This window comes from Kineococcus anabasis, assembly GCF_054590795.1.
Map to the genome: position 1 here is coordinate 14228 of NZ_BAAIHU010000015.1, position 24130 is coordinate 38357.

Annotated in this window: 18 protein-coding genes and 1 pseudogene; 9 read left to right on the plus strand and 10 right to left on the minus strand. The window is 78.6% G+C overall.

Going from position 1 to position 24130, the window contains the following annotated elements; all coding sequences use genetic code 11:
• Positions 1-11 precede the first annotated feature (11 nt).
• Positions 12-869: pseudogene (locus ACYQBY_RS21315) on the minus strand (EamA family transporter); the annotation flags it as partial.
• 93 nt (positions 870-962) lie between these two features.
• Here ACYQBY_RS21315 and ACYQBY_RS21320 point away from each other — a divergent pair.
• A complete protein-coding gene (locus ACYQBY_RS21320; RefSeq protein WP_459645913.1) occupies positions 963-1874 on the plus strand; it encodes a LysR family transcriptional regulator in 912 nt (303 codons plus the stop codon).
• Positions 1875-2112: 238 nt separating this feature from the next.
• Positions 2113-2637: a mycothiol transferase gene (locus ACYQBY_RS21325; protein ID WP_459645914.1), complete on the plus strand. Its 525-nt coding sequence runs from the start codon at positions 2113-2115 to the stop codon at positions 2635-2637.
• On the opposite strand, the gene ACYQBY_RS21330 is transcribed toward ACYQBY_RS21325, so the two are convergent.
• From ACYQBY_RS21330 to ACYQBY_RS21340, 3 genes are all read right to left on the minus strand, one after another.
• Positions 2546-3208, minus strand: a complete 663-nt coding sequence (locus tag ACYQBY_RS21330; protein ID WP_459646003.1) for a DUF2306 domain-containing protein — start codon at positions 3206-3208, stop codon at positions 2546-2548. The two genes, ACYQBY_RS21325 and ACYQBY_RS21330, sit on opposite strands and share 92 nt — an antisense overlap.
• Before the next feature lie 235 nt (positions 3209-3443).
• Positions 3444-4112 (minus strand): response regulator, encoded by a 669-nt coding sequence (locus ACYQBY_RS21335; protein ID WP_459645915.1) that lies wholly within the window; start codon positions 4110-4112, stop codon positions 3444-3446.
• Positions 4109-5236: a sensor histidine kinase gene (locus tag ACYQBY_RS21340; RefSeq protein WP_459645916.1), complete on the minus strand. Its 1128-nt coding sequence runs from the start codon at positions 5234-5236 to the stop codon at positions 4109-4111. The genes ACYQBY_RS21335 and ACYQBY_RS21340 overlap by 4 nt, the downstream gene beginning before the upstream one ends.
• A gap of 168 nt (positions 5237-5404) precedes the next feature.
• Here ACYQBY_RS21340 and ACYQBY_RS21345 point away from each other — a divergent pair, with 168 nt between their 5' ends.
• Positions 5405-7705, plus strand: a complete 2301-nt coding sequence (locus ACYQBY_RS21345; RefSeq protein WP_459645917.1) for a HelD family protein — start codon at positions 5405-5407, stop codon at positions 7703-7705.
• 54 nt (positions 7706-7759) lie between these two features.
• Here the strand turns inward: ACYQBY_RS21345 and ACYQBY_RS21350 are convergent, their stop codons facing one another.
• Positions 7760-8509, minus strand: a complete 750-nt coding sequence (locus tag ACYQBY_RS21350) for a sulfite exporter TauE/SafE family protein (protein ID WP_459645918.1) — start codon at positions 8507-8509, stop codon at positions 7760-7762.
• A gap of 92 nt (positions 8510-8601) precedes the next feature.
• Here ACYQBY_RS21350 and ACYQBY_RS21355 point away from each other — a divergent pair, with 92 nt between their 5' ends.
• The 3 genes from ACYQBY_RS21355 (at position 8602) to ACYQBY_RS21365 (ending at position 13663) form a co-directional block, all read left to right on the plus strand.
• On the plus strand, positions 8602-10977 hold the full coding sequence (locus ACYQBY_RS21355) for a helicase-associated domain-containing protein (RefSeq protein WP_459645919.1): 2376 nt from the start codon (positions 8602-8604) through the stop codon (positions 10975-10977).
• A 108-nt stretch (positions 10978-11085) separates the two neighbouring features.
• Positions 11086-11868, plus strand: a complete 783-nt coding sequence (locus ACYQBY_RS21360; protein ID WP_459645920.1) for a hypothetical protein — start codon at positions 11086-11088, stop codon at positions 11866-11868.
• 103 nt (positions 11869-11971) lie between these two features.
• The gene (locus ACYQBY_RS21365) at positions 11972-13663 is read left to right on the plus strand and encodes a DNA repair helicase XPB (RefSeq protein ID WP_459645921.1); all 1692 of its coding nucleotides are present in this window, start codon (positions 11972-11974) and stop codon (positions 13661-13663) included.
• Between the two features lie 15 nt (positions 13664-13678).
• Here the strand turns inward: ACYQBY_RS21365 and ACYQBY_RS21370 are convergent, their stop codons facing one another.
• The 3 genes from ACYQBY_RS21370 to ACYQBY_RS21380 all read right to left on the minus strand — a co-directional run bounded on the left by ACYQBY_RS21370 (position 13679) and on the right by ACYQBY_RS21380 (position 16578).
• A complete protein-coding gene (locus tag ACYQBY_RS21370) occupies positions 13679-14710 on the minus strand; it encodes an alpha/beta fold hydrolase (protein ID WP_459645922.1) in 1032 nt (343 codons plus the stop codon).
• Positions 14711-14893: 183 nt separating this feature from the next.
• Positions 14894-15823: a glycerophosphodiester phosphodiesterase gene (locus ACYQBY_RS21375; RefSeq protein ID WP_459645923.1), complete on the minus strand. Its 930-nt coding sequence runs from the start codon at positions 15821-15823 to the stop codon at positions 14894-14896.
• 176 nt (positions 15824-15999) lie between these two features.
• Positions 16000-16578 (minus strand): hypothetical protein, encoded by a 579-nt coding sequence (locus ACYQBY_RS21380; RefSeq protein ID WP_459645924.1) that lies wholly within the window; start codon positions 16576-16578, stop codon positions 16000-16002.
• 176 nt (positions 16579-16754) lie between these two features.
• Here ACYQBY_RS21380 and ACYQBY_RS21385 point away from each other — a divergent pair, with 176 nt between their 5' ends.
• From ACYQBY_RS21385 to ACYQBY_RS21395, 3 genes are read left to right on the plus strand one after another with little or no spacing between them, the layout of a single operon-like run.
• Positions 16755-17729 carry a hypothetical protein gene (locus ACYQBY_RS21385; RefSeq protein WP_459645925.1) on the plus strand — a complete coding sequence of 325 codons (975 nt, stop codon included), beginning with the start codon at positions 16755-16757 and terminating at the stop codon, positions 17727-17729.
• Complete coding sequence (locus ACYQBY_RS21390) at positions 17683-18246, plus strand: TetR/AcrR family transcriptional regulator (protein ID WP_459645926.1); 564 nt, start codon at positions 17683-17685, stop codon at positions 18244-18246. The genes ACYQBY_RS21385 and ACYQBY_RS21390 overlap by 47 nt, the downstream gene beginning before the upstream one ends.
• Positions 18233-19714 (plus strand): hypothetical protein, encoded by a 1482-nt coding sequence (locus ACYQBY_RS21395; RefSeq protein WP_459645927.1) that lies wholly within the window; start codon positions 18233-18235, stop codon positions 19712-19714. The genes ACYQBY_RS21390 and ACYQBY_RS21395 overlap by 14 nt, the downstream gene beginning before the upstream one ends.
• On the opposite strand, the gene cydD is transcribed toward ACYQBY_RS21395, so the two are convergent.
• Both cydD and cydB read right to left on the minus strand, forming a co-directional pair.
• Positions 19656-23111 carry a thiol reductant ABC exporter subunit CydD gene (gene cydD, locus ACYQBY_RS21400; protein WP_459645928.1) on the minus strand — a complete coding sequence of 1152 codons (3456 nt, stop codon included), beginning with the start codon at positions 23109-23111 and terminating at the stop codon, positions 19656-19658. The two genes, ACYQBY_RS21395 and cydD, sit on opposite strands and share 59 nt — an antisense overlap.
• Complete coding sequence (cydB, locus tag ACYQBY_RS21405) at positions 23111-24118, minus strand: cytochrome d ubiquinol oxidase subunit II (protein WP_459645929.1); 1008 nt, start codon at positions 24116-24118, stop codon at positions 23111-23113. The genes cydD and cydB overlap by 1 nt, the downstream gene beginning before the upstream one ends.
• Between the last annotated feature and the right edge of the window lie 12 nt (positions 24119-24130).

Here is a 24130-nt window from a genome sequence, read left to right on the forward strand (position 1 = left end):
GCGACCAGGACCAGCACCACCCCCACGACCTGCACCGGGGAGAGCCGGTCCCCCGCCGCGACCCCGGCCAGCGCCGCCCACACCGGCTCGGTGACGAACAGCACCGCCACCCGCTCCGGGGACGTGCGCCGGCTCGCCAGGCGCTGCACGAGCAGGGCGAACGCCGTGCACGGACCGGCGAGGAACAGCAGCGCCCACCACGCCGCCGCGCCCTGCGGCAGCCCGCCGGCCGCCGCGCCCGGGACGGCGAGGGCCACGGCGAGCGAGCCGGCGGCGACGACCCCCAGACGCACCACGGTGCTGCGCAGCGGGTCCGGGTCCTCCCGGTCCCCGTCCAGGGCCGTCACCACCCCGCGCACCGCCGCTGCGGCGAGCAGCAGCAGGTCCCCCTCGCGCACGCCGCCGCCCGGGCCCAGCAGCAGCGCGACACCGCCCACCGCCACCGCCCCGGCGCCCACCGCGCCCCAGCGCGGGGAGCGCCGCTCCCGCAGCGCGGCCGCGAACGGCACCACGACCGCGAAGAGGGCCACGAGCACCCCGGCGCGGGCGGGTGTCGTGCGCACCGCGCCGTGCGTCTCCAGCGTGAAGATCGCCAGCAGCATCAGCCCCGGCAGCACCCCGCGGCGCAGCGCCCCCGCCCACGACCCCGCCGTGCCTGGCCCGCCCACCCGCCCGGACGCGCGCGCGGCGAGCAGCACCACGGGCAGCAGGAGCAGCACGGCCAGCCCGAAGCGCAGGGCGAGGACGAGGGCCACGGAGGCGCCGGCGGCCACCTGCTGCACCGCCACGAAGGAGCAGCCCCAGACGAGGGCCACGGACAGCACCGCGAGGTCCGGGACCAGGGTGCGGGGAGGGGCGGGGAGGGTCACGTCCCGATGACCTCACGCACCCGACCGTGCAGTCCAGCGACAACTTCTGCAGTGATGGTTCAGCAGCGCTGCACGATCGAGTACCGTCCGGAGGTGATCGACGTCCGCCGCCTGCGGGTGCTGCGCGAGCTCGCCGTGCACGGCACCGTCACCGCCACCGCCCGCGCGCTCTCCTACACGCCCTCCGCCGTCTCCCAGCAGCTCGCCGCGCTGGAGCAGGAGACGGGCCACCGCCTGCTGGAACGCGCCGGCCGCGGCGTCCGCCTCACCGACGCCGGGCGGGTCCTCGTCTCCCACGCCGACGCCGTCCTCGCCGAGGTCGAGCGCGCCGAGGCCCACCTCGCCGCGTTCACCGCCGGCGACGTCGGCGCCCTGCGCATGGGGGCCTTCCCCACCGCCGCCCGGGCCCTGGCCGCCCCCGCCCTCGCCGCCCTGGCCCGCAGCCACCCCCGCCTGGAGGTGGAGCTGCTGGAGATGGAGCAGCACGAGAGCCTGCACCTGCTGGCCACCGGCGACCTCGACGTGGTCCTCGGCCACCACGCCGTGGGCGAGCCGCCGCTCGGGCAGCGCCCGGTGTCCCTCGTGCCGCTGCTGGAGGACCCCGTGTACGTGGCGCTGCCCGCCGGGCACCCGTGCGCGCGGCAGGAGGCCGTAGACCTGAGCGGCCTCGCGGCGGAGACGTGGCTCGCGGCCCACCCCGACGCCCCCTGCAGCCAGATCCTCGACGCCGCCTGCCGCCGCGCCGGGTTCAGCCCGCGCACCCGCCACCGCGCAATGGACTACGACGTCGTCCTCGCGATGGTCGCCGCCGGTCTCGGGCTCGGCCTGGTCTCCCGGCTCTCCCTCGGGCCGGTGCCCGACGCCGTCGTGCTGCGGCCGCTGGAGCCCGCCGCCGCGCGCCACGTGTGGCTCGCGACCCGCCCCGGCGGGCAGGAGCGGCCCGCCGTCCGCCACGTCCTGGCGGCCCTGCACGCGGTGGCCGCCCCCGGCGCCGGGGCGGCCTGAGCGCCCGGCAGGACCCCGCCCCTCCCGCCCTTTCCCCGCTCTTCTCCGCTCCCCCTTCCCGCTCTTCTCCGCTCCCCCTCCCGCCCTTCTCCGGGTTCGGGTGATGGGCAACCGTTTTCCCGTCGTCCGAACCCGGAGAAGGGCGGGGACGGGGGCGCCGGGACAGGGGTGCGAGGGACAGGGGTGCGAGGGACAGGGGTGCGAGGGACAGGGGTGCGAGGGACGGCAGGATCGCCCCGTGAACTCCCGCGACGTCCTGCTCGACGGCTTCGGCCGCCTCCCCGACCTCGTGCACGCCGCCGCCGACGGCCTCGACGAGGATCTGCTCGCCGACCGCCTCGACGGCGCCACCAACTCCGTCGCCTGGCTCCTGTGGCACCTCACCCGGGTGCAGGACGACCACGTCGCCGGCGTCGCCGGGCAGGGCCAGGTGTGGACCGGGGAGGGCTGGGCGGAGCGCTTCGCCCTGCCCCTCGACGACGCCGACACCGGCTACGGCCACACCGGCGGGCAGGTCGGCCTCGTCCGCGCCCCCGCCGCGCTGCTGCTGGGCTACTTCGACGCGGTCCAGGCCCGGACGGTGGAGTACCTGCGCACGCTCGGCGACGGCGACCTCGACCGCGTCGTGGACACCTCCTGGGACCCGCCCGTCACCCTCGGGGTGCGGCTGGTCAGCGTCCTCGACGACGACCTGGAGCACGCGGGGCAGGCGGCACTGCTGCGCGGGGTCCTGCTGCGCCGGAACGGGAGGGCCGGCGGATGAACCACTCCGCCACCGCCAGGTTGAGGGCCCACGCGGCGGCCATCAGCAGCGCCCTGGCGAGCTGGCCCGGCTCCCCCAGCGCCAGCGTCCACGGCGCCAGGACGAACACCTGGGTGCCCGCTCCCTGGCCGAGCGCGTAACCGCGGATCATCCACGCCCGGTGGCGCGGCACGTCCCGGCGCCGGATCGCGACGACGCCCAGGACGAGGCACACCGCCATCGCCGGCCCGACCACGAGCCGCACCGCCGTCAGCAGGTCGCCGTCGGAGGGCGCCCGGTCCCGGAAGGCCGACACCCACACCCCGGACAGCGCCGCCACGACACCGGCGGGGGCCAGGAAGCGGCCCGCGACCCGGTGCCACGCCCGGCGGCGGCGCAGCCGCGGCACGAACTGCAGCGCCCCCAGCCCGCAGAAGACGACCGCGGAGACGATGTGCACCGCGATGGGCACGGGGTCCGCGAGGAAGCGCGCGTTCTGCGCGGTGACCTCCGGGTCCCCGCCGATCTCGACCAGCCGCAGGGAGCCGGCGACGGCGGGGACGGCGGTGAGCAGGACGAGGGCGACGGGCAGGGGCCACTGCCGCCGGCCGCGGGCGCCGCGGCGGCGCGGCGCGTCACCGGGGCGGCGCGGGCGCGGCGGCGCCGGGGGCCTCGCGCGGGCGAGATCGGGGGGCTGGTCTGCTACCTCGCTGGACATGACCCGAGCCTGGCCGGGCGCTCCGGGCGGCCCATCGGGGGAAGGTCCCCGGCGCACCGGCCGCCCGGCCGGTGCCCTCTCGTCCTTTCGGCCGGTCCCGGTGCGGTGCTCAGCGCCCGGGCGCGCCCGGCGCCCGCCCCGTCCCGTAGGCCCAGATGACGATCTCCACGCGGTTGCGGGCGCCGAGCTTGGCCATCAGGGCGGCGACGTGGCTCTTGACCGTGCCGAGGGAGATGCCGAGCTCGGCGGCGATCTCGGTGTTGGTGCGCCCCCGCACGAGGACCGCGAGGACCTCCTCCTCCCGGTCGGTGAGCGGCTGCGGCGGGTGCGCCCGCGCGGGCGCGGGACCCGACCCGGCGAAGGCCGCGAGCAGGCGGGCGGTGACGGCGGGGGCGATGAGGGCGTCACCGCGGGCCGCGGCGTGGACGGCCTCGGCGAGCAGACGGGGACCGGCGTCCTTGAGGAGGAACCCCCGGGCCCCGGCCCGCAGCGCGGCCCAGACGTGCTCGTCGAGGTCGAAGGTCGTGATGACGACGACGGCGAGGGGGTCGGCGACGTCCGGGCCGGCGAGCAGCCGGGTGGCCTCGATGCCGTCCACACCGGGCATGCGGATGTCGAGGAGGCACACGTCCGGGCGCAGCCGCCGGGCCAGCTCCACCGCGGCCAGCCCGTCGGCGGCCTCGCCGACGACCTCGATGCCCGGCTGGGCGTCCAGGATCATCCGCAGGCCGGTGCGCACCAGCTCCTGGTCGTCGGCGACCAGCACCCGGGTGCTCACGCGAGCGGACCGCGGGGCAGCACGGCGCTCACCGTCCACCCGCGCCCGGCGCCGGGGCCGGCCTCGCAGGTGCCCCCGAGCAGGCCCGCCCGCTCCACCATCCCGGGGATGCCCTGCCCGCCGGGCCCCCTGCCCGCGGCGGGGCGCGCCGGGACGCTCTCGCCGTCGTCGTGCACGCGCAGGCGCACCGCGTCGTCGTCGGCGGTGACGCTCACGTCGATGGAGGTGGCGCGGCGGGCGTGGCGGCGCGCGTTGGTGACGGACTCCTGCGCGATGCGGTAGACCGCCGCCCCGACGAGCGGGGACACGCCCGCGAGGTCGCCGGTGACCTCCAGCCGGACGGGCGGGCCGTCCGGCTGCGGCTCCGCCAGCCGCGCCAGGTCCCCGGCGTGCGGGCCGGGCGGCTCCGTGCCCGCCTCGCGCAGCACCCGCACCAGGGCGCGCATCTCCGCCAGCGCGCGCGAGGCCTCGGCCTCGATCACGGCCAGCGCCCCGGCCGCCGCACCGGGGTCCGTGCCGGAGGTCGCCAGCCCGGCCTGGGCGCGGATCGCGATCGCCGAGACGTGGTGGGCCACGGTGTCGTGCAGGTCGCGGGCCAGGCGCTCCCGCTCCAGCAGCCGCACCTGCTCCAGCGCGCGGCGCCGCGAGGCCGCCCGGTGCCGCGCCGCCGTGCCGAGGGCGGCGGTGGCGGTCAGGACGGCCAGGCCCCCGAGGAGGTCCGCGGCGGGGGCGTCCCCCGCCACCGCCGGCACCACCGCGCCCGCGACCACGACGGCCGAGCCCGCCGCGGCACCGCGCGTGGAGGCCCACCGGAACAGCGACCACGGCAGCAGCAGGAAGAAGACCGCGGAGAACATCTCCCCGGACCCGCCGGTCGCCAGCGCCGCGACGCAGGTGGCCCCGAAGACGAGCGCGGTCGCCCGCACGGGCCTGCTGCGGCGCCACAGCAGGGCCGGCGCCAGGGCCACCGTCAGGGCCGCCCACACCCCGCGCGAGGGCAGCTCCGGGCGCAGCACCGCCTCCAGCACGACGAGCAGCACGAGGACCGCGACCAGCACCCCGTCGCGCCACGAGGGTGCGCGCGCGGAGCGCTCCGCGGGGTCGGCTGGGGTGGCGGCGCGCACGGGGGGAATGCTAGGAGCCGGGGTGGTGCGTCCTGCCGCCCGTCCTCCCGCCTCGCCTCACCCCGCCGGCACCCGGGGGGTTACGGTTGCGGGCATGCCCGCAGCTCCCCGCCGCCAGGACCGCCGGCCCCTGCCGCGGACGGCGCCGGGCCCGGGGGTGGCCGCGGCGTGAGCTCCGGCCACGAGCCCCAGGCGCCCGCCGAGGACGCCGGGCCCCAGCACCCCGACCTGCCCGTGGAGCGGGAGTACGTCGCGGGCCTCTACGCGCGCCTGGACGCCCTGCGCGAGCAGACCGCCGAGCAGCTCGCGGAGGTCCGGCGCACCAAGGCCACCGGCACCCACCAGAGCCGCTTCGAGCGCGACGCCTTCGCCACCCTCTACGAGGACCGCCTCGCGCAGCTGTGGTCGGTGGAGAACCGCCTGTGCTTCGGCCGCCTGGACCTGCAGGAGGGCACCGAGGACCGGCGCCGCTACGTCGGGCGCATCGGCCTGTCCGACCCGCGCGGCGGGCAGCTCCTCGTGGACTGGCGCGCCCCCGCGGCGCAGGACTTCTACCAGGCCACCGCCGCCGCGCCCCGTGACGTGGTGCGCCGGCGCCACCTCATGACCGCCGGGCGCCTCGTGACCGACGTGGAGGACGAGGTCCTCGTGGCGGGCGAGGGCGGGCAGACCACCGGCGACGCCGCCCTGCTCGCCGCGGTCAGCGCCCCCCGCACCGGCCGCATGGGCGACATCGTCGCCACCATCCAGGCCGAGCAGGACCGCGTCATCCGCGCCTCCGAGCGCGGCGTCCTCGTCGTGCAGGGCGGCCCCGGCACCGGCAAGACCGCCGTCGCGCTGCACCGCACCGCCTACCTGCTCTACACCCACCGCGAGCGCCTCGCCCGCAGCGGCGTCCTCCTCGTCGGGCCCAGCCCGGTGTTCCTGCGCTACGTCGAGCAGGTCCTGCCCTCACTGGGCGAGACGGGCGTGGTCACCTCCACCCCCGCCGAGCTGTACCCCGGCGTCGTCGCCACCGCGGAGGAGGACCCGGCCGCCGCGGCCGTCAAGGGCGACCTGCGCATGGTCGACGTCCTCGCCGCCGCCGTCGCCGCCCGCCAGCGCGTCCCGCAGCGCGGCGTCCGCCTCGTCGTCGACGGCACCCCCGTGGTGCTGCGGCCCGACGCGGTGGCCGGCGCGCGCGCCAGGGCCCGCCGCAGCCGCAAACCGCACAACGAGGCGCGGGTGACGTTCGTGCGGGAGGTGCTGAACTCCCTCGTGCAGCAGCTCGCCCGCGGCCGGGGCCTCGACGTCGGCGAGGAGCGCGCCGACCTGCTCACCGAGCTGCGGGAGAACGTCGACGTCCGCCGCGAGGTGAACCTCTGCTGGATGCCGCTGACCCCGGAGAAGGTCCTGGGCCGGCTCCTGGCGGACCCCGGGCAGCTCGACGCCGCCGCGCCGCAGCTGAGCGCGGCCGAGCGACGCGCCCTGCTGCGCCCCCGGGAGCGGGCGGGCGGGTGGACCGAGGCGGACGTGCCGCTGCTCGACGAGCTCGCGGAGCTGCTCGGGGACCTCGACGACTCCACCCGCCGCGCCGAGGGCCGCGACGCCGCCGAGCGCGAGGCGGAGCTGGCCTACGCCCGCACCGTCCTGGAGACCTCCGGCGCCGGCCACGAGATCGTCAGCGCGGAGCTGCTCGCCGACCGCTTCACCGTCGGCGGCCCCGTGGGCACGGTCGCCGAGCGGGCCGCCGTGGACCGCACCTGGGCCTACGGGCACGTCGTCGTGGACGAGGCGCAGGAGCTGTCCGCGATGGCGTGGCGGCTGCTGGAGCGGCGCTGCCCCAGCCGGTCCATGACGCTCGTCGGCGACGTCGCGCAGACCTCCTCCGAGGCGGGGGCGCGCAGCTGGGAGCAGGTGCTGCGCCCGCTCGTGGACGACCGCTGGCGCCTGGAGGAGCTCACGGTCAACTACCGGACCCCCGGGCGGATCGCGCGGGTCGCGGCCGCCGTGCTGGAGGCCGCGGGGATCGACGCCAAACCCCCCACCCCGGTGCGCGAGGGCGAGCACGAGCCGGTGGCGGTGCGCCTGGACGCCTCCGACCCGCTCGCCGCGGTGGTCGCCGAGGTGCGGGCGCAGCTGCCCCGGCTGGCCGGTGGGCGCCTGGCCGTGCTCACCGCCCGCGAGGAGGGGCCCCTGGGTGCCGCGCGGCTGCGCGCGGCCCTGAGCGGGGCCCTGCCGCCGCGCACCGTCGCGGCCGGGCACGACGACCTCGACGCCCCGGTCGGCGTCCTCGACGTCCGGCGCGCCAAGGGCCTGGAGTTCGACGCGGTCCTGCTGGTGGAGCCCGCGGAGGTGCTGCGGCGCGGCGCCCGCGGCGCGAACGACCTGTACGTGGCCCTCACCCGAGCCACGCAGGTCCTCGTCGTGCTGCACTCGGGTGAGCTGCCCCCCGGGATGGACCTGCAGGAGCGCGCCGGCCCCGCGTGAGCGGCCCGCGACCCCGGGCGCCGGCGGGCCGCGGGGTCCGGCGGATCGCCGGGCTCAGCGCGCCGCGAGCCACAGGTGCACGGCCAGGCCGAGCCCGGCCACCGCGATCCCCGTGCGCAGCAGGGCGACCGGGGCGCGGCGCACCACCGCGGGCCCGAGGTAGCCGCCCAGCGCGCACCCGGCGCCCAGGGCCAGCGCCGCGGGCCACACCACGGGGCCGAACAGGGCGAAACCCAGCGCGGCCAGCGCGTTCGCGACGCCCAGCAGGACACCCTTGGCGGCGTTGACCCGCGCCAGCGGCTCGGCGAGCTGCGTGGACAGCAGCGCCAGCAGCAGGACCCCCGCGCCCGCACCGAAGTAGCCCGCGTACACGGTGACCAGCACCATCCCGACGAGCGCGAGCGGGGACCCGGACGGGGCGGACCCGGGCTGCAGGAACGCCAGCCGGGGTTGCAGCAGGATGACGAGGGACGCCGTGGCGATGAGGAAGGGCACGATCCGCTCGAACGTGCCCGGCGGGGTGAGCAGCAGCACCGCCGCACCCGTCGTGCCGCCCGCCGCCGCCAGCGCCAGGTAGCGGCGCAGCCACCGGCCCTGCCCGGCCAGTTCCGGGCGCGAGCCCAGCACCGTGCCGGTCGTGGTGCCGAACAGCGCGACGGTGTTGGTGACGTTCGCCGTCAGCGGGGACATGCCCACCGCGAGCAGCGCCGGGTAGGACACCAGCGACGCCAGGCCCGCCACCGAGCCGGACAACCCGGCGCCGGCACCGGCCGCGACCAGGAACAGCAGCTCGGCGGGGGTCACGGGCGGCCATGCTGGCAGACCGCGCGCCCACCTCCCGCCGCCGACCGGCGCACCGGTCCGGGTGCCCGCACACGCCACCTACCCTGGTGCCGATGCCCAGCCGACCCGGCGCCGCCCCGCGGACCCTCGCGGAGGAGCTGCGCGCCCGCGACGACACCGCCCTCGCGGCCCTGCTGCGCGCCCGCCCCGACCTCGCGGTGCCGCTGCCCGCCTCCACCACGGCCCTGGCCACCCGCGCCACCGGCCGCACCAGCGTGGCCCGCGCCCTCGACGCCCTCGACGCGCCCACCCTCCAGGTCGCCGAGGTCCTCGCCGTCCTGCCCGAGCCCGTCACCGCCGCGGCCGTCTCCCGCACCTGGGGCGCCAGGGCCGCACCGTTCCTCGCCGTGCTGCGCGAGCGGGCGCTGCTGTGGGGCACCGACCGCCGCCTGCACCTCGTCAGCGCCGTGCGCGACGTCCTGGGCCCCCACCCCGCCGGCCTCGGCCCGCCCCTGGCCGAGGCCCTGGGCCGCCGCTCCCCCCAGCGCCTCGCCGAGCTGCTGGAGGACCTGGGCCTGCCGGGCGCCGGCGACCCGGACACCGCCCTCGCCGCGCTCGCCGCCCACCTCGGCGACCCCGCCACGGTCGGGGCGCTGCTGGACTCGGCACCGGAGGGCGCCCGCACCGTCCTGGAACGGCTCACCTGGGGCCCGCCCGTGGGGGCCGTCACCCACGCCGAGCGCTCCGTGCGCGCCGCCACCTCCACCGGCCCGCTGGACTGGCTGCTCGCCCACGGCCTGCTCGCGGTCGCCGGCGCCGGGACCGTCGTGCTGCCCCGCGAGGTCGGCCTCGTCCTGCGCGGGGGCCACGTCCACCGCTCCCCCGCCACCTCCCCGCCCGCGCTGCCCGCCCGCGAGCAGCCCGCCGCGCGCGTGGCGGCCACCGCGGCGGGCGCGGCGGCGGACGCCGTGCGGCTCCTGGAGGCCCTCGGGCAGCTGTGGGGCGAGGGCCCGCCACCGGTCCTGCGCGCCGGCGGCCTCGGCGTGCGCGAGCTCAAGCGCGCCGCGACGTCCCTGGAGGTCGACGAGAGCACCGCCGCGCTCGTCGTCGAGCTGGCCCGCACCGCCGGGCTCGTCGCCGACGACCAGGAGGTCGAGCCGCGCTGGGTCCCCACCCCCCGCTTCGACGCCTGGCTGCACGGGGAGCCCGCCGAGCGCTGGGCGCAGGCCGCGGCGGCCTGGCTCACCACCAGCCGGGTGCCGGCGCTGGTCGGCAGCCGCGACAGCCGGGGCACGGCGCGCAACGCGCTCGGCCCCGACCTCGACCGCGCCGTGGCCGTGCAGGTCCGCCGGGAGGTGCTCGCTGCGCTGGCCGGCCTGCCCGCCGGCACCGCCACCGACCCCGACGCCCTCGCCGGGCGGCTGCGCCACGACGCGCCGCGCCGTGCCACCCGCCTGCGCGAGGACCTCGTCGGCTGGACCCTGCGCGAGGCCGCCTGGCTCGGCGTGACCGGCGCGGGGGCGCTGTCCCCGGCCGGGCGGGCGCTGCTGGCCGGCGACGAGGACGCCGCGGCCGCCGCGCTCGCGGGGGCGCTGCCCGCCCCCGTGCACGAGGTGCTGCTCCAGGCCGACCTGACCGCCGTGGCCCCCGGCCCCCTGGAGGGTGAGCTGGCCCGCAGGCTGGCGCGGCTGGCGACCGTGGAGAGCCGCGGCGGCGCCACGGTCTACCGCTTCGACCCCGGTTCGGTGCGCCGCGCGCTGGACGCGGGGGAGACCGCGGACGAGGCGCTGGCCTTCCTCGCGCAGGTCTCCGCCACCGGGGTGCCGCAGCCCCTGGAGTACCTCGTGCGGGACGTCGCCCGCCGCTACGGGCGCGTGCGGGTCGGCTCGGCCGGGGCCTACCTGCGGGCGGAGGACCCCGCGCTGCTCGCCGAGCTGCTCGGCGACCGGCGCTGCGCCCCGCTGCGGCTGCGCCGGCTGGCACCCACGGTGCTCGCCGCCGCCGCCGAGCCCGAGAAGGTCCTGGCGGTGCTGCGCGAGGTCGGCGTGGCACCGGCGGCGGAGGGCCCGGACGGGGAGCTGGTGCTGCGCCGCCCCGCCGTGCACCGCAGCGGACCGCGCCAGCTCCCCCGGCCCCTGCCGCCGGAGGCCCCCGCACCCACCGAGGCGCTGCTGGCGGCGGCGGTGCACGCCCTGCGCGCCGGGGACGAGGACGCGGCGGCCGACGAGCGCCGCCTCGCCGCCCGGGCCCCCGCCCCGCCCCTGCCCGCCACGGACCCCGCGGTGTCCCTGGCGGTGCTGCGCGAGGCGGCCTCGCAGCGGCGCGCGGTGTGGATGGGGTACGCGGACGCCACGGGGCGGACGACCCGGCGGCTGGTGGAGCCGCTGTCCGTGGAGGGCGGGCGCGTCACGGCACTGGACCGCTCCGAGCAGCAGGTGCGGACCTTCTCGGTGCACCGGGTGACCGGCGTCGCCGTCCACGACGGCTGAGACGGGCGGGTCACGCCGGGGCGGGCGCCGCGGGGAAGTCGGCTAGCGTCTGTCCCGGCGCCCTCGTGCGGCGCCGGGACCGGCGCGGCGGAGAGGACGACGGGGACGATGAGCGAGCCGACACGCGACGAGGAACAGCGCCCGACGTGGTGGTCCCCGGACGAGCGGGACGCGGAGGACCGGGCCGCCCCGTCCACCCCGCGCTCGGGTTCGCACCCCGCGGCACCCGCCCCCGACGAGCACGACCCCTACCGCGCGGGCGAACCGGGCGGACAGGACGGGTGGGGCCGCGACGCAGGTGCGCAGCCCGGCTACGGGCAGCCCGCCCAGCCGTACGGCCAGCAGTCCGGGCAGGACCAGCAGTACGGGCAGGACCAGCAGTACGGGCAGCCCGCCCAGCCGTACGGCCAGCAGCACGGGCAGAGCCCGCAGTACGGCCAGCAGCCGCCGTACGCGCCCGCCGGGCAGTACGGCCAGCCCTCCCCCTACGGCCAGTCCTCCCCCTACGGCCAGTACGGCCCCGCCGGCCAGTACGGCCCCACCGGCTACGGCGCGCCCGTCGCCGGGCACGCCCAGGCCGTCATGTGGACGGGCATCGGCTCCCTCGGGCTGTTCTTCCTCAGCGGCGGCACGCTCGGGTTCATCGCCGCGATCGTCTCGCTCGTCATGGCGCCCGGCGCGCAGCGGGAGGTGCTGGAGTCGCAGGGCCGGCTGCAGGGCCTGTCGCAGATCAGGACGGGGAAGATCTGCTCCTGGGTCACCCTGGGGCTCACCCTCCTCGCGGTCCTCGTCGCCGTCGGCTTCTTCGTCTTCTTCTTCCTGGTGGCCGAGTCGACCACCCGCGGCAGCGGTTTCGACTGGGAGACCACGGGGCTGGTCACCGGCTCCTGAGCACGGCGGGGCAGGCGGCGGAAGTCCCCGGCGGCCCGCGCTGTTGTCCCTCCCGGCGGTCTGGTGCCGCCGGGCAGAGCACCGACGGGCAGGCTGGAGCCGCGTGAACGACGGACCCCTCATCGTCCAGAGCGACAAGACGTTGCTGCTGGAGGTCGACCACGAGAGCGCCGGCGCGTGCCGGGCCGCGATCGCCCCCTTCGCGGAGCTGGAGCGCGCCCCCGAGCACGTCCACACCTACCGGCTCACGCCGCTGGGCCTGTGGAACGCCCGCGCCGCCGGGCACGACGCCGAGCAGGTCGTCGACACCCTGCTGGAGTTCTCCCGCTACCCCGTGCCGCACTCCCTGCTCGTGGACGTCGCCGAGACGATGGCCCGCTACGGCAGGCTCCAGCTCGTCAACGACCCCGCGCACGGCCTGGTCCTGCACGCCCTCGACGCCCCCGTGCTGGAGGAGGTGCTGCGCTCGCGGAAGGTCGCCCCGATGCTGGGCGCGCGCATCGCCCCGGACACCGTCGCCGTGCACCCCAGCGAGCGGGGCAACCTCAAGCAGGCGCTGCTGAAGCTGGGCTGGCCCGCGGAGGACCTCGCCGGCTACGTCGACGGCGAGGCGCACCCGATCGACCTCGACGAGGCCGGCTGGTCCCTGCGGCCCTACCAGCAGCAGGCGGTGGAGGGCTTCTGGCACGGCGGCTCCGGTGTCGTGGTGCTGCCGTGCGGGGCGGGCAAGACCCTCGTGGGTGCGGGCGCGATGGCGCGGGCCAAGGCCACCACGCTGATCCTGGTGACGAACACCGTCTCGGCGCGGCAGTGGCGCGACGAGCTGCTGAAGCGGACCTCGCTCACCGAGGAGGAGATCGGCGAGTACTCCGGGCAGCGCAAGGAGATCCGGCCCGTCACGATCGCCACGTACCAGGTGGTGACGACGAAGCGGAAGGGCGTCTACCCGCACCTGGAGCTGTTCGACGCCCGCGACTGGGGCCTCATCCTGTACGACGAGGTCCACCTGCTGCCCGCGCCGATCTTCCGGATGACCGCGGACCTGCAGGCGCGCCGCCGCCTCGGGCTGACGGCGACGCTGGTGCGCGAGGACGGCCGCGAGGGCGACGTGTTCTCCCTCATCGGCCCCAAGCGCTACGACGCGCCGTGGAAGGACATCGAGTCGCAGGGCTACATCGCGCCGGCCGACTGCGTCGAGGTGCGGGTGACGCTGCCGGATTCCGAGCGGCTGCTGTACGCCACGGCCGAGGAGGAGGACCGCTACCGGCTGTGCGCGACGTCTCCGGAGAAGTCGCGGGTCGTGGAGCGCCTCGTGGCCCAGCACCGCGGGGAGCCGACGCTGGTGATCGGCCAGTACATCGACCAGCTCGACGACCTCGCCGAGCGCCTGGACGCCCCGGTCATCAAGGGCGAGACGACGGTGCGGGAGCGGCAGCGGCTGTTCGAGGCGTTCCGGCAGGGTGAGATCACCACGCTGGTCGTCAGCAAGGTCGCGAACTTCTCCATCGACCTGCCCGAGGCGAAGGTGGCCATCCAGGTGTCGGGCTCGTTCGGCTCCCGGCAGGAGGAGGCCCAGCGCCTGGGCCGGGTGCTGCGGCCCAAGGGCGACGGGGGCGCGGCGCGCTTCTACACGGTGGTCTCGCGCGACACCAAGGACCAGGACTTCGCGGCGCACCGGCAGCGCTTCCTCGCCGAGCAGGGCTACGCGTACCGCATCGTGGACGCTGACGACCTGCTGCACGGGGTGCCCGACGCGGACGGCGTGCTGCCGGAGACCGACCCCGACCAGGGCTGAGGCCGGGGCGGGGGTTCAGCCCGGGGCCGGCAGGTCCCGGGCGAACCGGGTCACCTCGCGCACGAACCAGCGGGGCCGGTAGCGGTGGACGACGTGGTTGGCGCGGACCCGCCGGTACCGGGTATGCGGGACGAGCCGGCGGAGGTGCCCGGCGTCGTCGTCGTCCATGGCGCCGACCAGGCCGTGCGCGGCGTAGCGGTGCCAGTCCGCGTGCACGAGCAGCACCGGGCAGCGCACCCGGCGCAGGGCCCCGGCGTGGTCCAGGCCCTCCTGGACGCGGCCGTCGACGAAGGCGCGGGCGACGTCGGGGTCGAACATGGCCAGCGACGCGAACAGCCGCCGCACGGTCGACGGCAGCCACCGCTCGTGCAGCAGCCCGTCCGGTGAGGCCTGCAGGCGCCGGGAGACGAGGTCGAGGAACCACCCGGGGACCCGCCGGCTGCGGGTCTCGGAGACGGGCAGCTCCTGTCCGCGCAGGTGGTCGGTGAGGTCGCGGTGCTCCAGGTCGCCGAGCGCTGCGACGGCGTGCTCGAGGCCCCGGTACACGTAGCGGTCCCGGTCGCGGAAACGGGGCATCTCGGCGGAGAAGACGGGCGCGTCCTCCAGCACGAGCGCCCGCACCCGGCCGGGGACGTTGGCGGCGCACCACAGGGCGACCAGCCCTCCGGAGGAGTTGCCGGAGACGATCGCGGGGCGTCCCACCACCTGCTCCAGGAACGCGGCCGTGTCCGCGCCGAAGCTCGACCACGAGTAGTCCCCGGGGGTCCACGTCGAGCGCCCGTGCCCCCGCAGGTCCGGCGCGAACACCTGGAAGGACCGCGACAGCAGGGCCAGCACGGGCTCGTAGGTCTCCCAGGTCCCCATCTGCGCGGGCAGCAGGACGAGCGGTGGTCCGTTCCCGGGACCGACGACGTAGTTCGTGCGGGTGCCGCCGGCGTCGAACGTGCGCTCGGTGAAGCCGGCGGACCGCACCCGCCGGGACATCAGCGCCCCCGTCCCCGCGAGGTGCTCGTAGGGGTTCCGGTAGGCCCACCCGTCGCCGCTCATGCGTTCCTCCCCACGCCCGTGCCCACCCGGCCACCCTCGCCCGGGGAGGGCCCGCACCGCCTCCCCCGCGAGGGGGAACCCGTCCCCCGGCGGGGGGCCTCCCGGGACGGCTCGCGCAGGGGGCCCGGCGGAACGCCGCCGCCCCGCCCCTCTCCGGGGAGGGGCGGCGGCGCGTGCGCGGTCTCAGGCCGCCGAGGCGGTGCGGGACACCTGGGTCTCGGCGGTGGCGCGGGCGCGGGCGCCCTGGTTGAGGGCGGTGAGCAGCAGGTCCGCCTGGTCCGGCAGGACGTCCTGCCGGGCCTGCAGCCAGCCGCGCAGGCCGTCGGGGCGGTTGGTGATGACCCCGTCCACGCCGGTGTCGACGAGCGCGCGCCACAGCACCGGCTCGTCCACCGTCCACGGCCACACCTCCAGCCCCGCCTCGTGCAGCTCGGCGACCGCCTCGGGGCGGGTGACGAGCGAGGCGACGGACGGGTTGCACGCGATGACGCCGAGGTCGCGGCGCAGGGCGCGGCCCTGGGCGAGGGCGTCGAGGTCGGGAGCGTCGAGCAGCATCGCGCGGCGCGTCTCGGGGGCGAGGTCGCGCACGTGCTCCAGGGTCTCGACCTCGAAGCTCTGCAGGACGACCTGGTCCATCGCGCCGGCGGTGCGGATGACGTCGAGGGCGGCGGCGACCTGCTCGGCGGTCCACACCTCCTTCAGCTCCAGCAGGAGCTGGGCGCCGGGGTGCTCGGTGAGCAGGTCCAGCAGGTCCGCCAGCAGCGGGATGCGCTGTCCGCGGTAGGCCGGGGAGAACCAGGAACCGGCGTCGAGGCGGGCGATGCCGGCGGCGTCGAGGTCGGCGAGGCGGCCGGAGCCGTCGGTGGTGGCGTCCACCTCGCCGTCGTGGAAGAGGACGACGGTGCCGTCCGCGGCGGGGTGCAGGTCCGTCTCGACCATGTCCGCGCCGCAGCGCAGGGCGGCCTCGAACGCGGCGAGGGTGTTCTCCGGGGCCACCGCGGAGTAGCCGCGGTGAGCGATGACGAGGGGCCCGCTGAGGGCCGAAGGGCTGACCGGGGAGGCGCTGGCCACGGTCTCACGCTGCCGCGGCATCACGTCGCGGAGGTTGCCCACGGTGGGACTCTGCGTGACGGTCCTGCGACGCTTCCCCACTGGGACTCCTCCGCCGTCTCCGGCTCGGTGCTCGGCTCGACCGCCGGGGTCGCCCCGGCGCGTGCTGGGAAGTGCTTCGGCAGCGGAGGCCGAACGCTGAAGTGCCCCCAGCCGGGCGGGTCAGCAGGCCGTGCGGGTCAGGCCGCGGCGGCCACCCGGTAGAGCCGCCCGCCGCCGCGGGCGATGAGGACGTGCAGGTCCGCGTGCAGGAAGGCGCGCACGGTCTGCTCGTCGGTGCCGGTCTCGGCGGCCAGGGACCTGATGGCCGCGCCGAGCCCGGCGGTGGTGTTGCGGCGGACGACCTCCACGGTCGTCCAGGTCAGGACGACGGTCTGCCCACTGCCGGTGCGCACGGTGCGCAGCTTCTCGGTGCCGTCGGTGGGGCCGAGGTCGGTGAGCTCGACGGCGAGGCGCAGCCGGTCGAGGGCCCCGGGGTGCTGGGCGGGGTCGAGGACGACGAGGCCGGTGTCGAGGAGGTAGCCGAGCAGGGCGTCGGCGTCGGCGTCGCCGAGCTGCCGGCGGAACTCCGCGACGCGGACGCCGTGGGCGATGCCCAGCAGGTCCTCGGCGCTGCCGGGGTGCAGCTCGAGGAACGTCTCGCCCTGGTCGACGAGGCAGACGGGCCGGCCGTCGTGGACGCTCAGGACGGGTCGCCCGTCCTCCGTGGCGGTGATGACCCTGCCCACGAGGTACGCCATCGTCCCGGTCCGCAGCATCGCGTCCTCCTCGTCGAGGTGTCCCGGAGGCCTCTGGTGCTGCTCCGGAGGTTCGGAGTATCGGCACGCGGGTGCGCCTGCGGCGGGGTTTCCCCCGAACCGGGGCAGCGGGGTCCCCCTGACGGGCGCACGGTCCGGCCCATTGACAGACCGACTGCTCGGTTTAACACTGGCCTATGGCCTCCCCGCGGACTGCTCCCGGGCTCCACCACCTGCACCACGACGGCGCGCTGCTCGAGCTGCGCACCCGGCGCGGCACCTGGCGCACCGAGGTCGAGGTCCTGCGCGACGGCGAGCCCGTGGCGACGGCCTCCGGCTCGGACAAGGCGGTGACGTCCCTGCCCGCACCCGGGGCGCGACCCGCGCCCGTGGTCCTGGTCCGCTTCGGCCTCGGCGGGCACGTCCGCCGGGCCGAGCTGCTCCTGCCCCCCGCGGCCGGTCTGCCCGCCGGCACCGGCGACGCGCGGGCGCTGGCGGAGCTGCCGGAGCCCGCGGCGCACCTGGCCGGTGTGCGGCGCCACCCGTTCGAGCCGCCCGCCGGCTCGCGGGCCGCGCGGGTCCTGGCGTTCGGGCGGCGCCACCCGCGCCTGTACGCCTCCCGGCACGTCGCGGCCGCCGCGGCCAAGGTGCTGCTCGGCGTGCTCGGGGTGACGGTGCTGCTGCGCTCGGTGCTGCGCCCGGTCGTGGAGTGGGTGCGCGAGCGGGTGCCGCAGGTGGACCTGCCCTCGATCCCGTGGCCGGAGCTGCCCCGCATCCCCTGGCCGGACCTGCCGGACATCCCGTGGCCGGACCTGCCCTCGATCCCGTGGCCGGACCTGCCCGACCTGCCCGACCTGCACGCCCCGGCGTGGCTGCTCGCGGTGCTGGCCACCGCGAAGTTCTGGGGGCCGCTGCTGGTGGCCCTGGCCGTCGCGGTGCGCGAGGTCCGCCGCCGCCGCACCGCCCCGCCCCCGGGGACGACCGCAGCACCCACCAGCCCACCCACCAGCCCACCCACCAGCCCACCCACCAGCCCACCCACCAGCCCGGAGGACCGGAACCCCGATGCGGACGCTCGACCCCGACAGGCACCGGCAGCGGCGGACGCACATCGTCGAGACGGCGGTGGGCCTGATCGCCGAGAAGGGGCTGGCGGGCACCTCGACGGCTGACATCTGCCGCGCCGCCGGCATCAGCAGCGGCGCCCTGTTCCACTACTTCGCCTCCAAGCAGGAGGTGTTCTACGGCATCTTCGAGCTGGACCGCAGCGAGTGGGACGAGGCGTTCGCCGCGGCCGCTGCCGACCCCGACGCCTGGCACGCCCTGCGCGGCGTGGTCGACCGGATGGCGACCGAGACCCGGCACCCGGTCGTGGCGGGGCTGCTCGTGGAGGTCATCGCCCAGGCGCACCGGGATCCGCGCACCGCGGAGCTGGTCGCCGAGGGCGACCGGCGGATGGTGCGCGGCATCGGCGAGCTCGTCGCGCGGCTCGCGGACGACGGGCTCGCGGACCCGGGGATGCCGCCGGAGGAGGCGGCCCGCTGGGTGCTGACCCTCGTGGAGTCCTTCTACGGCCGCGGCTACCCCGAGCCGGACCGCGACCACGACGCCGACGTGGCCACCGTGAAGGAGCTGGTCGCGCGCGTCCTGCGCCTGCGCGGGCAGGAGGTGTCCGGTGCCGCCCGGTGAGGTGCCCGCCCGCCGCGTGCGGGTGCCCGCCGCCGTCCTGCCCGCGGCGCTGGCCTTTGCGGCGGCGGGGGTGTGGGCGCTGCTGCTCACCGGCTCCGCCGACCCCGGCCGCTTCCCGCCCGGTGCGGTGCTGCTGCCCGCGGCGGCGGTGCTCACCGCGCTGGTGCGGCGGCGCTGGACGGTCGCGCCGGCGGCGCCCGTCGCGGCGCTCGCCCTGCTCAACGCCCTGGACGGCCTCGGGGACGACGGGGGGGTGGGTGCGGCGGGGCGCGGCGTGGTGCTGGCGGGCTCGGCGGTCGCGCTGGCGGTCTGCGCGTTGCGGCTGCTGGAGCGCCCCGCCCCCGGCTCCGGCGGCTCCGGCGGCTCCGGCGGCTCCGGTGGGGACGTCCTGCCACGACACGCCGGCGTGTCGCCTGCCGTACGTCCCCGACGGAGCCGGGGGGTGTGGCCGCAGGTGGCGGTGCTCGCGGTGCTGGCGCCGGTCGCCGCGGAGTACCTGGCCGCCTACGCCGAGACGACCGGCGACGCGCTGCGGCTGCTCGGCGGCCTTCTCGTGTTCGTCCCCCTCTACGGCGCCCCGGCGCTGCTCATCCGGGAGGTCGCCCGCGGCACCGGTCGCGGCTGGCCGGCTGTGCTGCTGCTGGCGGCGGCGTTCGGCGTCCTGCAGGCCGGGGTGGTGGACCAGTCGCTGTTCAGCACCGGCTACCAGGGCATCGAGGGGTGGGAGGAGAGCAGGCACACCACGCTGCTGGTCCCGCTGGGGCTGAGCGCCGCCGACGTCCTGAACTTCGTGGGCGGGCACGTGGTCTTCAGCATCGCCGCGCCGGTCGCCGTGGCGGAGGCGCTGGCCCCGGCCCGGGCGCGGGAGCGCTGGCTCGGGCGGCGCGGGGTGCTGCTCTGCGCGGCCGGGTGGCTGGCGGCGTCGGCGCTGATCCTGTCCGACTCCCTCGGCGGCGCGGCGCCCGGCGTCTCGGGCGGGCAGGTGGCCGGCGCGGTCGCCGTGGCCGTCGTCCTCGTGGCCGCCGCGCTCGCGCTGCCCCGCCGGGCCGCGATCGCCGGGGCCGGCGCGGCCGGGCCGCGAGCGTGGCGGGTGGCCGCGGCGAGCGGAGCCCTCGCCCTGGCCCACGCCTTCGCCCCCGCGACGTGGCCGGGGGTCGCGCTCGCCGCCGCCTGCCTCGCCCTCGGGGGCCTCGCGCTGCACCGGGCGGCACGGCGGGCGGGGCGCTGGGGACCCCGGGAGGCGGCGCTGGTCGCCCTGCCGGTGCTGCTGGTGCGCGCGCTGCTGGCCTTCCTGTACTACCCGCTGATCGGGGACGTGGCGGCCCTGCCGAAGTACGGGCACAACGTCGTGATGCTGCTGGTCGTGCTGCTGCTGGGCGCGGCGGTGCTGCGCGTGGACCGGCGCGGGCTCACACCGGGACCGGAGCTCCCGGCGCGGCGGGCACGAGCCGCCCGTCCTGCACCCTGAGCACCGCGTCGACGAGGCCGAGGCCCTCGGTGCGGTGGGTCAGCAGCAGCACGCTGCGCCCGGCGGCGGCGTCGAGCAGGTCCGCCACGAGGGCGCGCGCCGTGGGCCCGTCGAGCCCCTCGGTCGGCTCGTCCAGCACGAGCACCGCCGGGTCGGCCAGCAGCGCCCGCGCCAGCAGCAGCCGGCGCCGCTCCCCGCCGGAGACGGTGCCGCCGCCCTCCCCCAGCCAGGTGCCCAGCCCGTGCGGCAGCCGGTCGAGCCAGTCCCCGAGCCGCACCCGGCGCAGCACCGCGCGCAGCTCCGCGTCGCCGGCCCCCGGCCGGGCCAGGCGCAGGTTCTCCCGCACGGTGGAGGCGAACACGTGGCCGGTGTCGTCGCCGACGAGGGTGACGCGCCGGCGCACGTCGTCCCCGCGCAGCGCCCGCAGGTCCACCCCGCCCAGCTCGACCGACCCCGCGCGGGGGTCCAGCAGCCGCACGAGGACACCGGCCAGGGTGGACTTGCCCGAGCCCGAGGGCCCCAGCACGGCCACCCGGCTCCCGGCGGGCAGGTCGAGGTCCAGCCCGTCGAGGGCGGCGGGGCGCTCCGGGTCCCAGCCCGCCACGAGGCCGCGCACGCGCAGGTCGGCGCCGGCGGGCAGGGGCCGGGGCCGCTCCGGCTCGGCCGCCGGCGGTGCACCGACGGCGAGGGCGGCGAGGCGGGCGCGGGCCCCGGCGGCGCGGCGGCGGGCGACCGCGGCCTCCGGCAGCGCCGCCAGCGGCTCGGCGAGGACGGCGAGGGCGAGCAGCAGGGCCGCGGCGCTCTCGCGGGGCAGGCCCGCGCCGACGGCCGCGGGTGCGGCGGCGGCCGTGCCGAGCACCCACAGGGCGTGGCCGAGGACCGCCGTGGCCGCCGCGAGGCCGGCGGTGCGGGCGGCGCGCGCCTCGCAGCGGGCGAGGTCGCGGCTGGCGGCGTCGGGCACGTCGAGCGCGCGGCGCCCCGCGCGGGCGAGGTCCTCCACGCCCTCCACGGTCTCCAGCACGGCCGCGGCGGTGCGGGCGCGGGCCGCGGCGCACAGGGCGTCCTCGCGGCGGGCCTGCCGGGCGGCGAGGGCGGGGGCGCAGGCGGCGGCCAGCAGCGCCCCGGCGCAGGCGGCGGGCAGCGCGGCGGGCAGCAGCAGGGCCCCGGCGGCGAGGGCCACGAGCAGCGGCACGGCCGCGGCCGCCGCGGGCACCACGCCCCGCAGGAGCCCGTCGACGCGGGCGTCCACGTCGTCCACGACGCTCGTGAGCAGCTCCCCGCGCCGGCGGCTGCGGGCGGAGGGCACCCGGGGGACGAGGTCGGCGTAGACCCGCGCCCGCCAGGTGGCGAGCCGGGCGAAGGCCGCGGTGTGCGCGGTGAGCCGCTCCGCGTACCGCAGCAGCGGGCGGGCCACGGCGGTGCCGCGGACGGTGACGACGGCCGCGGACAGCGTCAGCACGGGGGGCAGCGCGGCGGCCCGGGCCAGCAGCCACGCGGCGGCGGCCGTGAGCGCCAGCCCCGCCAGCCAGGACGCCGCCCCCAGCGCGGCGGCGGCTGGGACGGTCCCCGCGAACCGGCGCACGACCCGGGCGGCCGGCCCCGCGGGCACGGGCACGTCGGCGGGCACGTCGGCGGGCACGTCGGCGGGCACGTCGGCGGGCACGTCGGCGGTCCCGGCGGTGGGCACGTCGGTGGGCGGCACGACCGGCCCGCCGGGGGCTGCCAGGTCCACGCACCGGTCCGCCGCGGCGAGCAGCGCCGGGCGGTGCGCCACGACGAGCACCGCGCAGCCGCGCCGGGCCGCCGCCCGCAGCTCGGCGACGACCCGCTCCTCGGCCGCGGCGTCCAGGGAGGCGGTGGGCTCGTCGAGCAGGAGCAGGACGGGGCCGCGCGAGGCGGCGCGCAGGAGCCGGGCCAGCGCGAGCCGCTGCCGCTGCCCCGCGGACAGGCCGGCGCCGCGCTCCCCCAGCGGCGTCGCCAGGCCCGCGGGCAGGGCGCCGACCTCGGTGTCCAGCCCGACGCGGGCGAGCGCGGCGAGCAGCTCGGGCTCCCCGGCGGTCTCCTCGCCGTCCAGCAGCAGGGCGCCGGCGACGGTGCGGGCGTGCGGCAGCGCGGGGTGCTGCGGCAGGTGCAGGGGCCGCTGCCCGCCGATCCGGACGGTGCCCGCGCCGAGCGGCTGGACGCCGGCCAGGGCGCGCAGCGCGGTGGTCTTGCCCGCACCGGACGGGCCGCGCAGCGCCACCAGCTCCCCGGGGCGCACCCGCAGCCCCGGCAGGTCCAGCGCGTCCGCGGCCGCGCCCGGGTGCCGCACCCGCAGCCCGGTGGCCACGGCGGACGGGGCCTCGCCCGCCACCCGCTCCCACCGGGCGCCCGGCGCGGCGGGCTCCTGGCGCAGGGCGGCGTCGACGTCCCCGACGACGGCGGTGGCGTCCGCGGCGGCGTGGAAGCGGGCACCCACCTCCCGCAGCGGCCGGTACGCCTCGGGGGCCAGCAGGATCGCGAAGAGCGCCGGTCCCAGCTCCAGGGTGCCGGCGGCCACCCGCAGGCCGGCCTGCACGGCGACGATGCCCACGGACAGGGTCGCGACGAGGTCGAGCGCCGTGGAGCTGAGGAACGCCAGGCGCAGCACCCGCACGGTGGCGTCGCGGTGCCGGGCGGTGGTGGTGGCGACGGCGCCGACCTGCCGCTCGGCGCGGCCGAAGAGGCGCAGCGTCGGCAGGCCGCGCACCACGTCGAGGAAGTGGCCGGCGAGCCGGGCGCCGGCCTCCCAGCGCTGCTGCGACCGCTCCCGGGTGGCCCAGCCGACGAGGACGGCGAAGAGGGGCACGAACGGCAGGGTGAGGGCGACGGCGAGCGCGGAGGCCGGGTCGGTGCGGGCGAGCACGAGGAGCACGAGGGGCGGCAGGACCGCGGCGACGGCCAGGGTGGGCAGGTAGCCGCCGAACCAGGGCCGCAGGACCGCCAGCCCGCCGGTCAGGGTCGCGGTGAGGCGGCCCGTGCCGGTGGCGGCCACCCAGGCCGGGCCCCGGCGCAGGGCGGCGGCCAGCACGGAGCGGCGCAGCTCGTCGGCGACGCGGGCCGCGGTGCGCTGGGCGAGGGCCTGCTCCGCCCATGTGAGGACGGCCCGCAGGCCGAGGGCGGCGGCGAGCACCGCGAGGGCCGCGGGGTCGGGAGCCGGTCCGGCCGGGTCCGCGAGGGCCGTCACGGTGCGGGCCAGCGCCCAGGCGGCGACGACGGTGAGCGCGGCCTGCGCCACGCCGGTGGCCGCCAGCGCCGCGGCCCCCGCGCGGGCGGTGCGCGCGTGCCGCAGCAGGCGCGGGTCGACGGGCCCGCGGGGGCGGGCGGCGGGGGTCGTGGGGGTGGGGGCCGTGGGGGCGGGGGTCGTGGGGGCGTCCATCAGGCGGTGCGCTCGCTGCGCACCCGCTGCCGGAACACCCGGTACGACAGCGCCTGGTAGACGAGGACCCCGGGCAGGACGACGACGCCGAAGGCGCTGATGAGGCGCAGCGCGGAGTCGGTGGCGGCGGCGGAGGTGCGGGTGAGGGAGAACGCCGGGTCCAGGGTGCTGGGCAGCAGCACCTCGCCGCCCGCGGTGAGGACCGCCACGACCGCGGCGGCCACCAGGGCGGAGGTCAGCGTGAACGCCGCGGCCTCGCGCCGGGCCCGCACGAGCGCCGCGAGCAGCAGGAGCAGGACGGCCGCACCCGCCGCGACGGCCCGGCCGGTGCCGGCCAGCGCCACCGCCGCGGTCGCGGCGCCGAACGCGGCGGCGAGGGCGAGGACGGCGGCGAGGGCGCGGGCGCGGGCCCGGACCGGCCCGGTGGTGCGCAGCCCGAGGAACGTGGTGCCCAGCAGCGCCGCGGCGAGCAGGGCCACGGCGGCACCGGCGCCCGCGGCGGGGGCGAGCAGGGGCGCGGTGCTGCGCGCCAGGCCCTGCCCGGTACCGGCCCCGGCGACGACCTCGCCGCCGGGGCCCAGCGGCAGGCCGGTGGCCAGGACGGCGAGCACGGCCCCGAGGACCGCGACGACCCCCGCCGAGCTGAGCGCCAGCACCGCGTCGCAGCGGCGGCGCCAGCGCTCCCCGTCGCCCTTGGCCCGGAACTCCAGGGCGACCCCGCGCGCGGCCAGCAGCAGCAGGAACAGGACGAGGGGCAGGTAGAGCCCGGACAGGGCCGCGGCGTACCAGGCGGGGAAGGCGGCGAACATGACGCCGACCGCGGCGACGAGCCAGACCTCGTTGCCGTCCCAGAACGGGCCGACGGTGCGCACGGCGGCGCCGCGCTCGTGGTCGTCGCGGCCGAGCACGGGCGCGAGCGCACCGACGCCGAGGTCGAAACCCTCCAGCACGCAGAACAGCACCCAGCACAGGACGACGAGTGCGAACCAGGCGGTCACGAGGTCCACGGGATCCTCCGG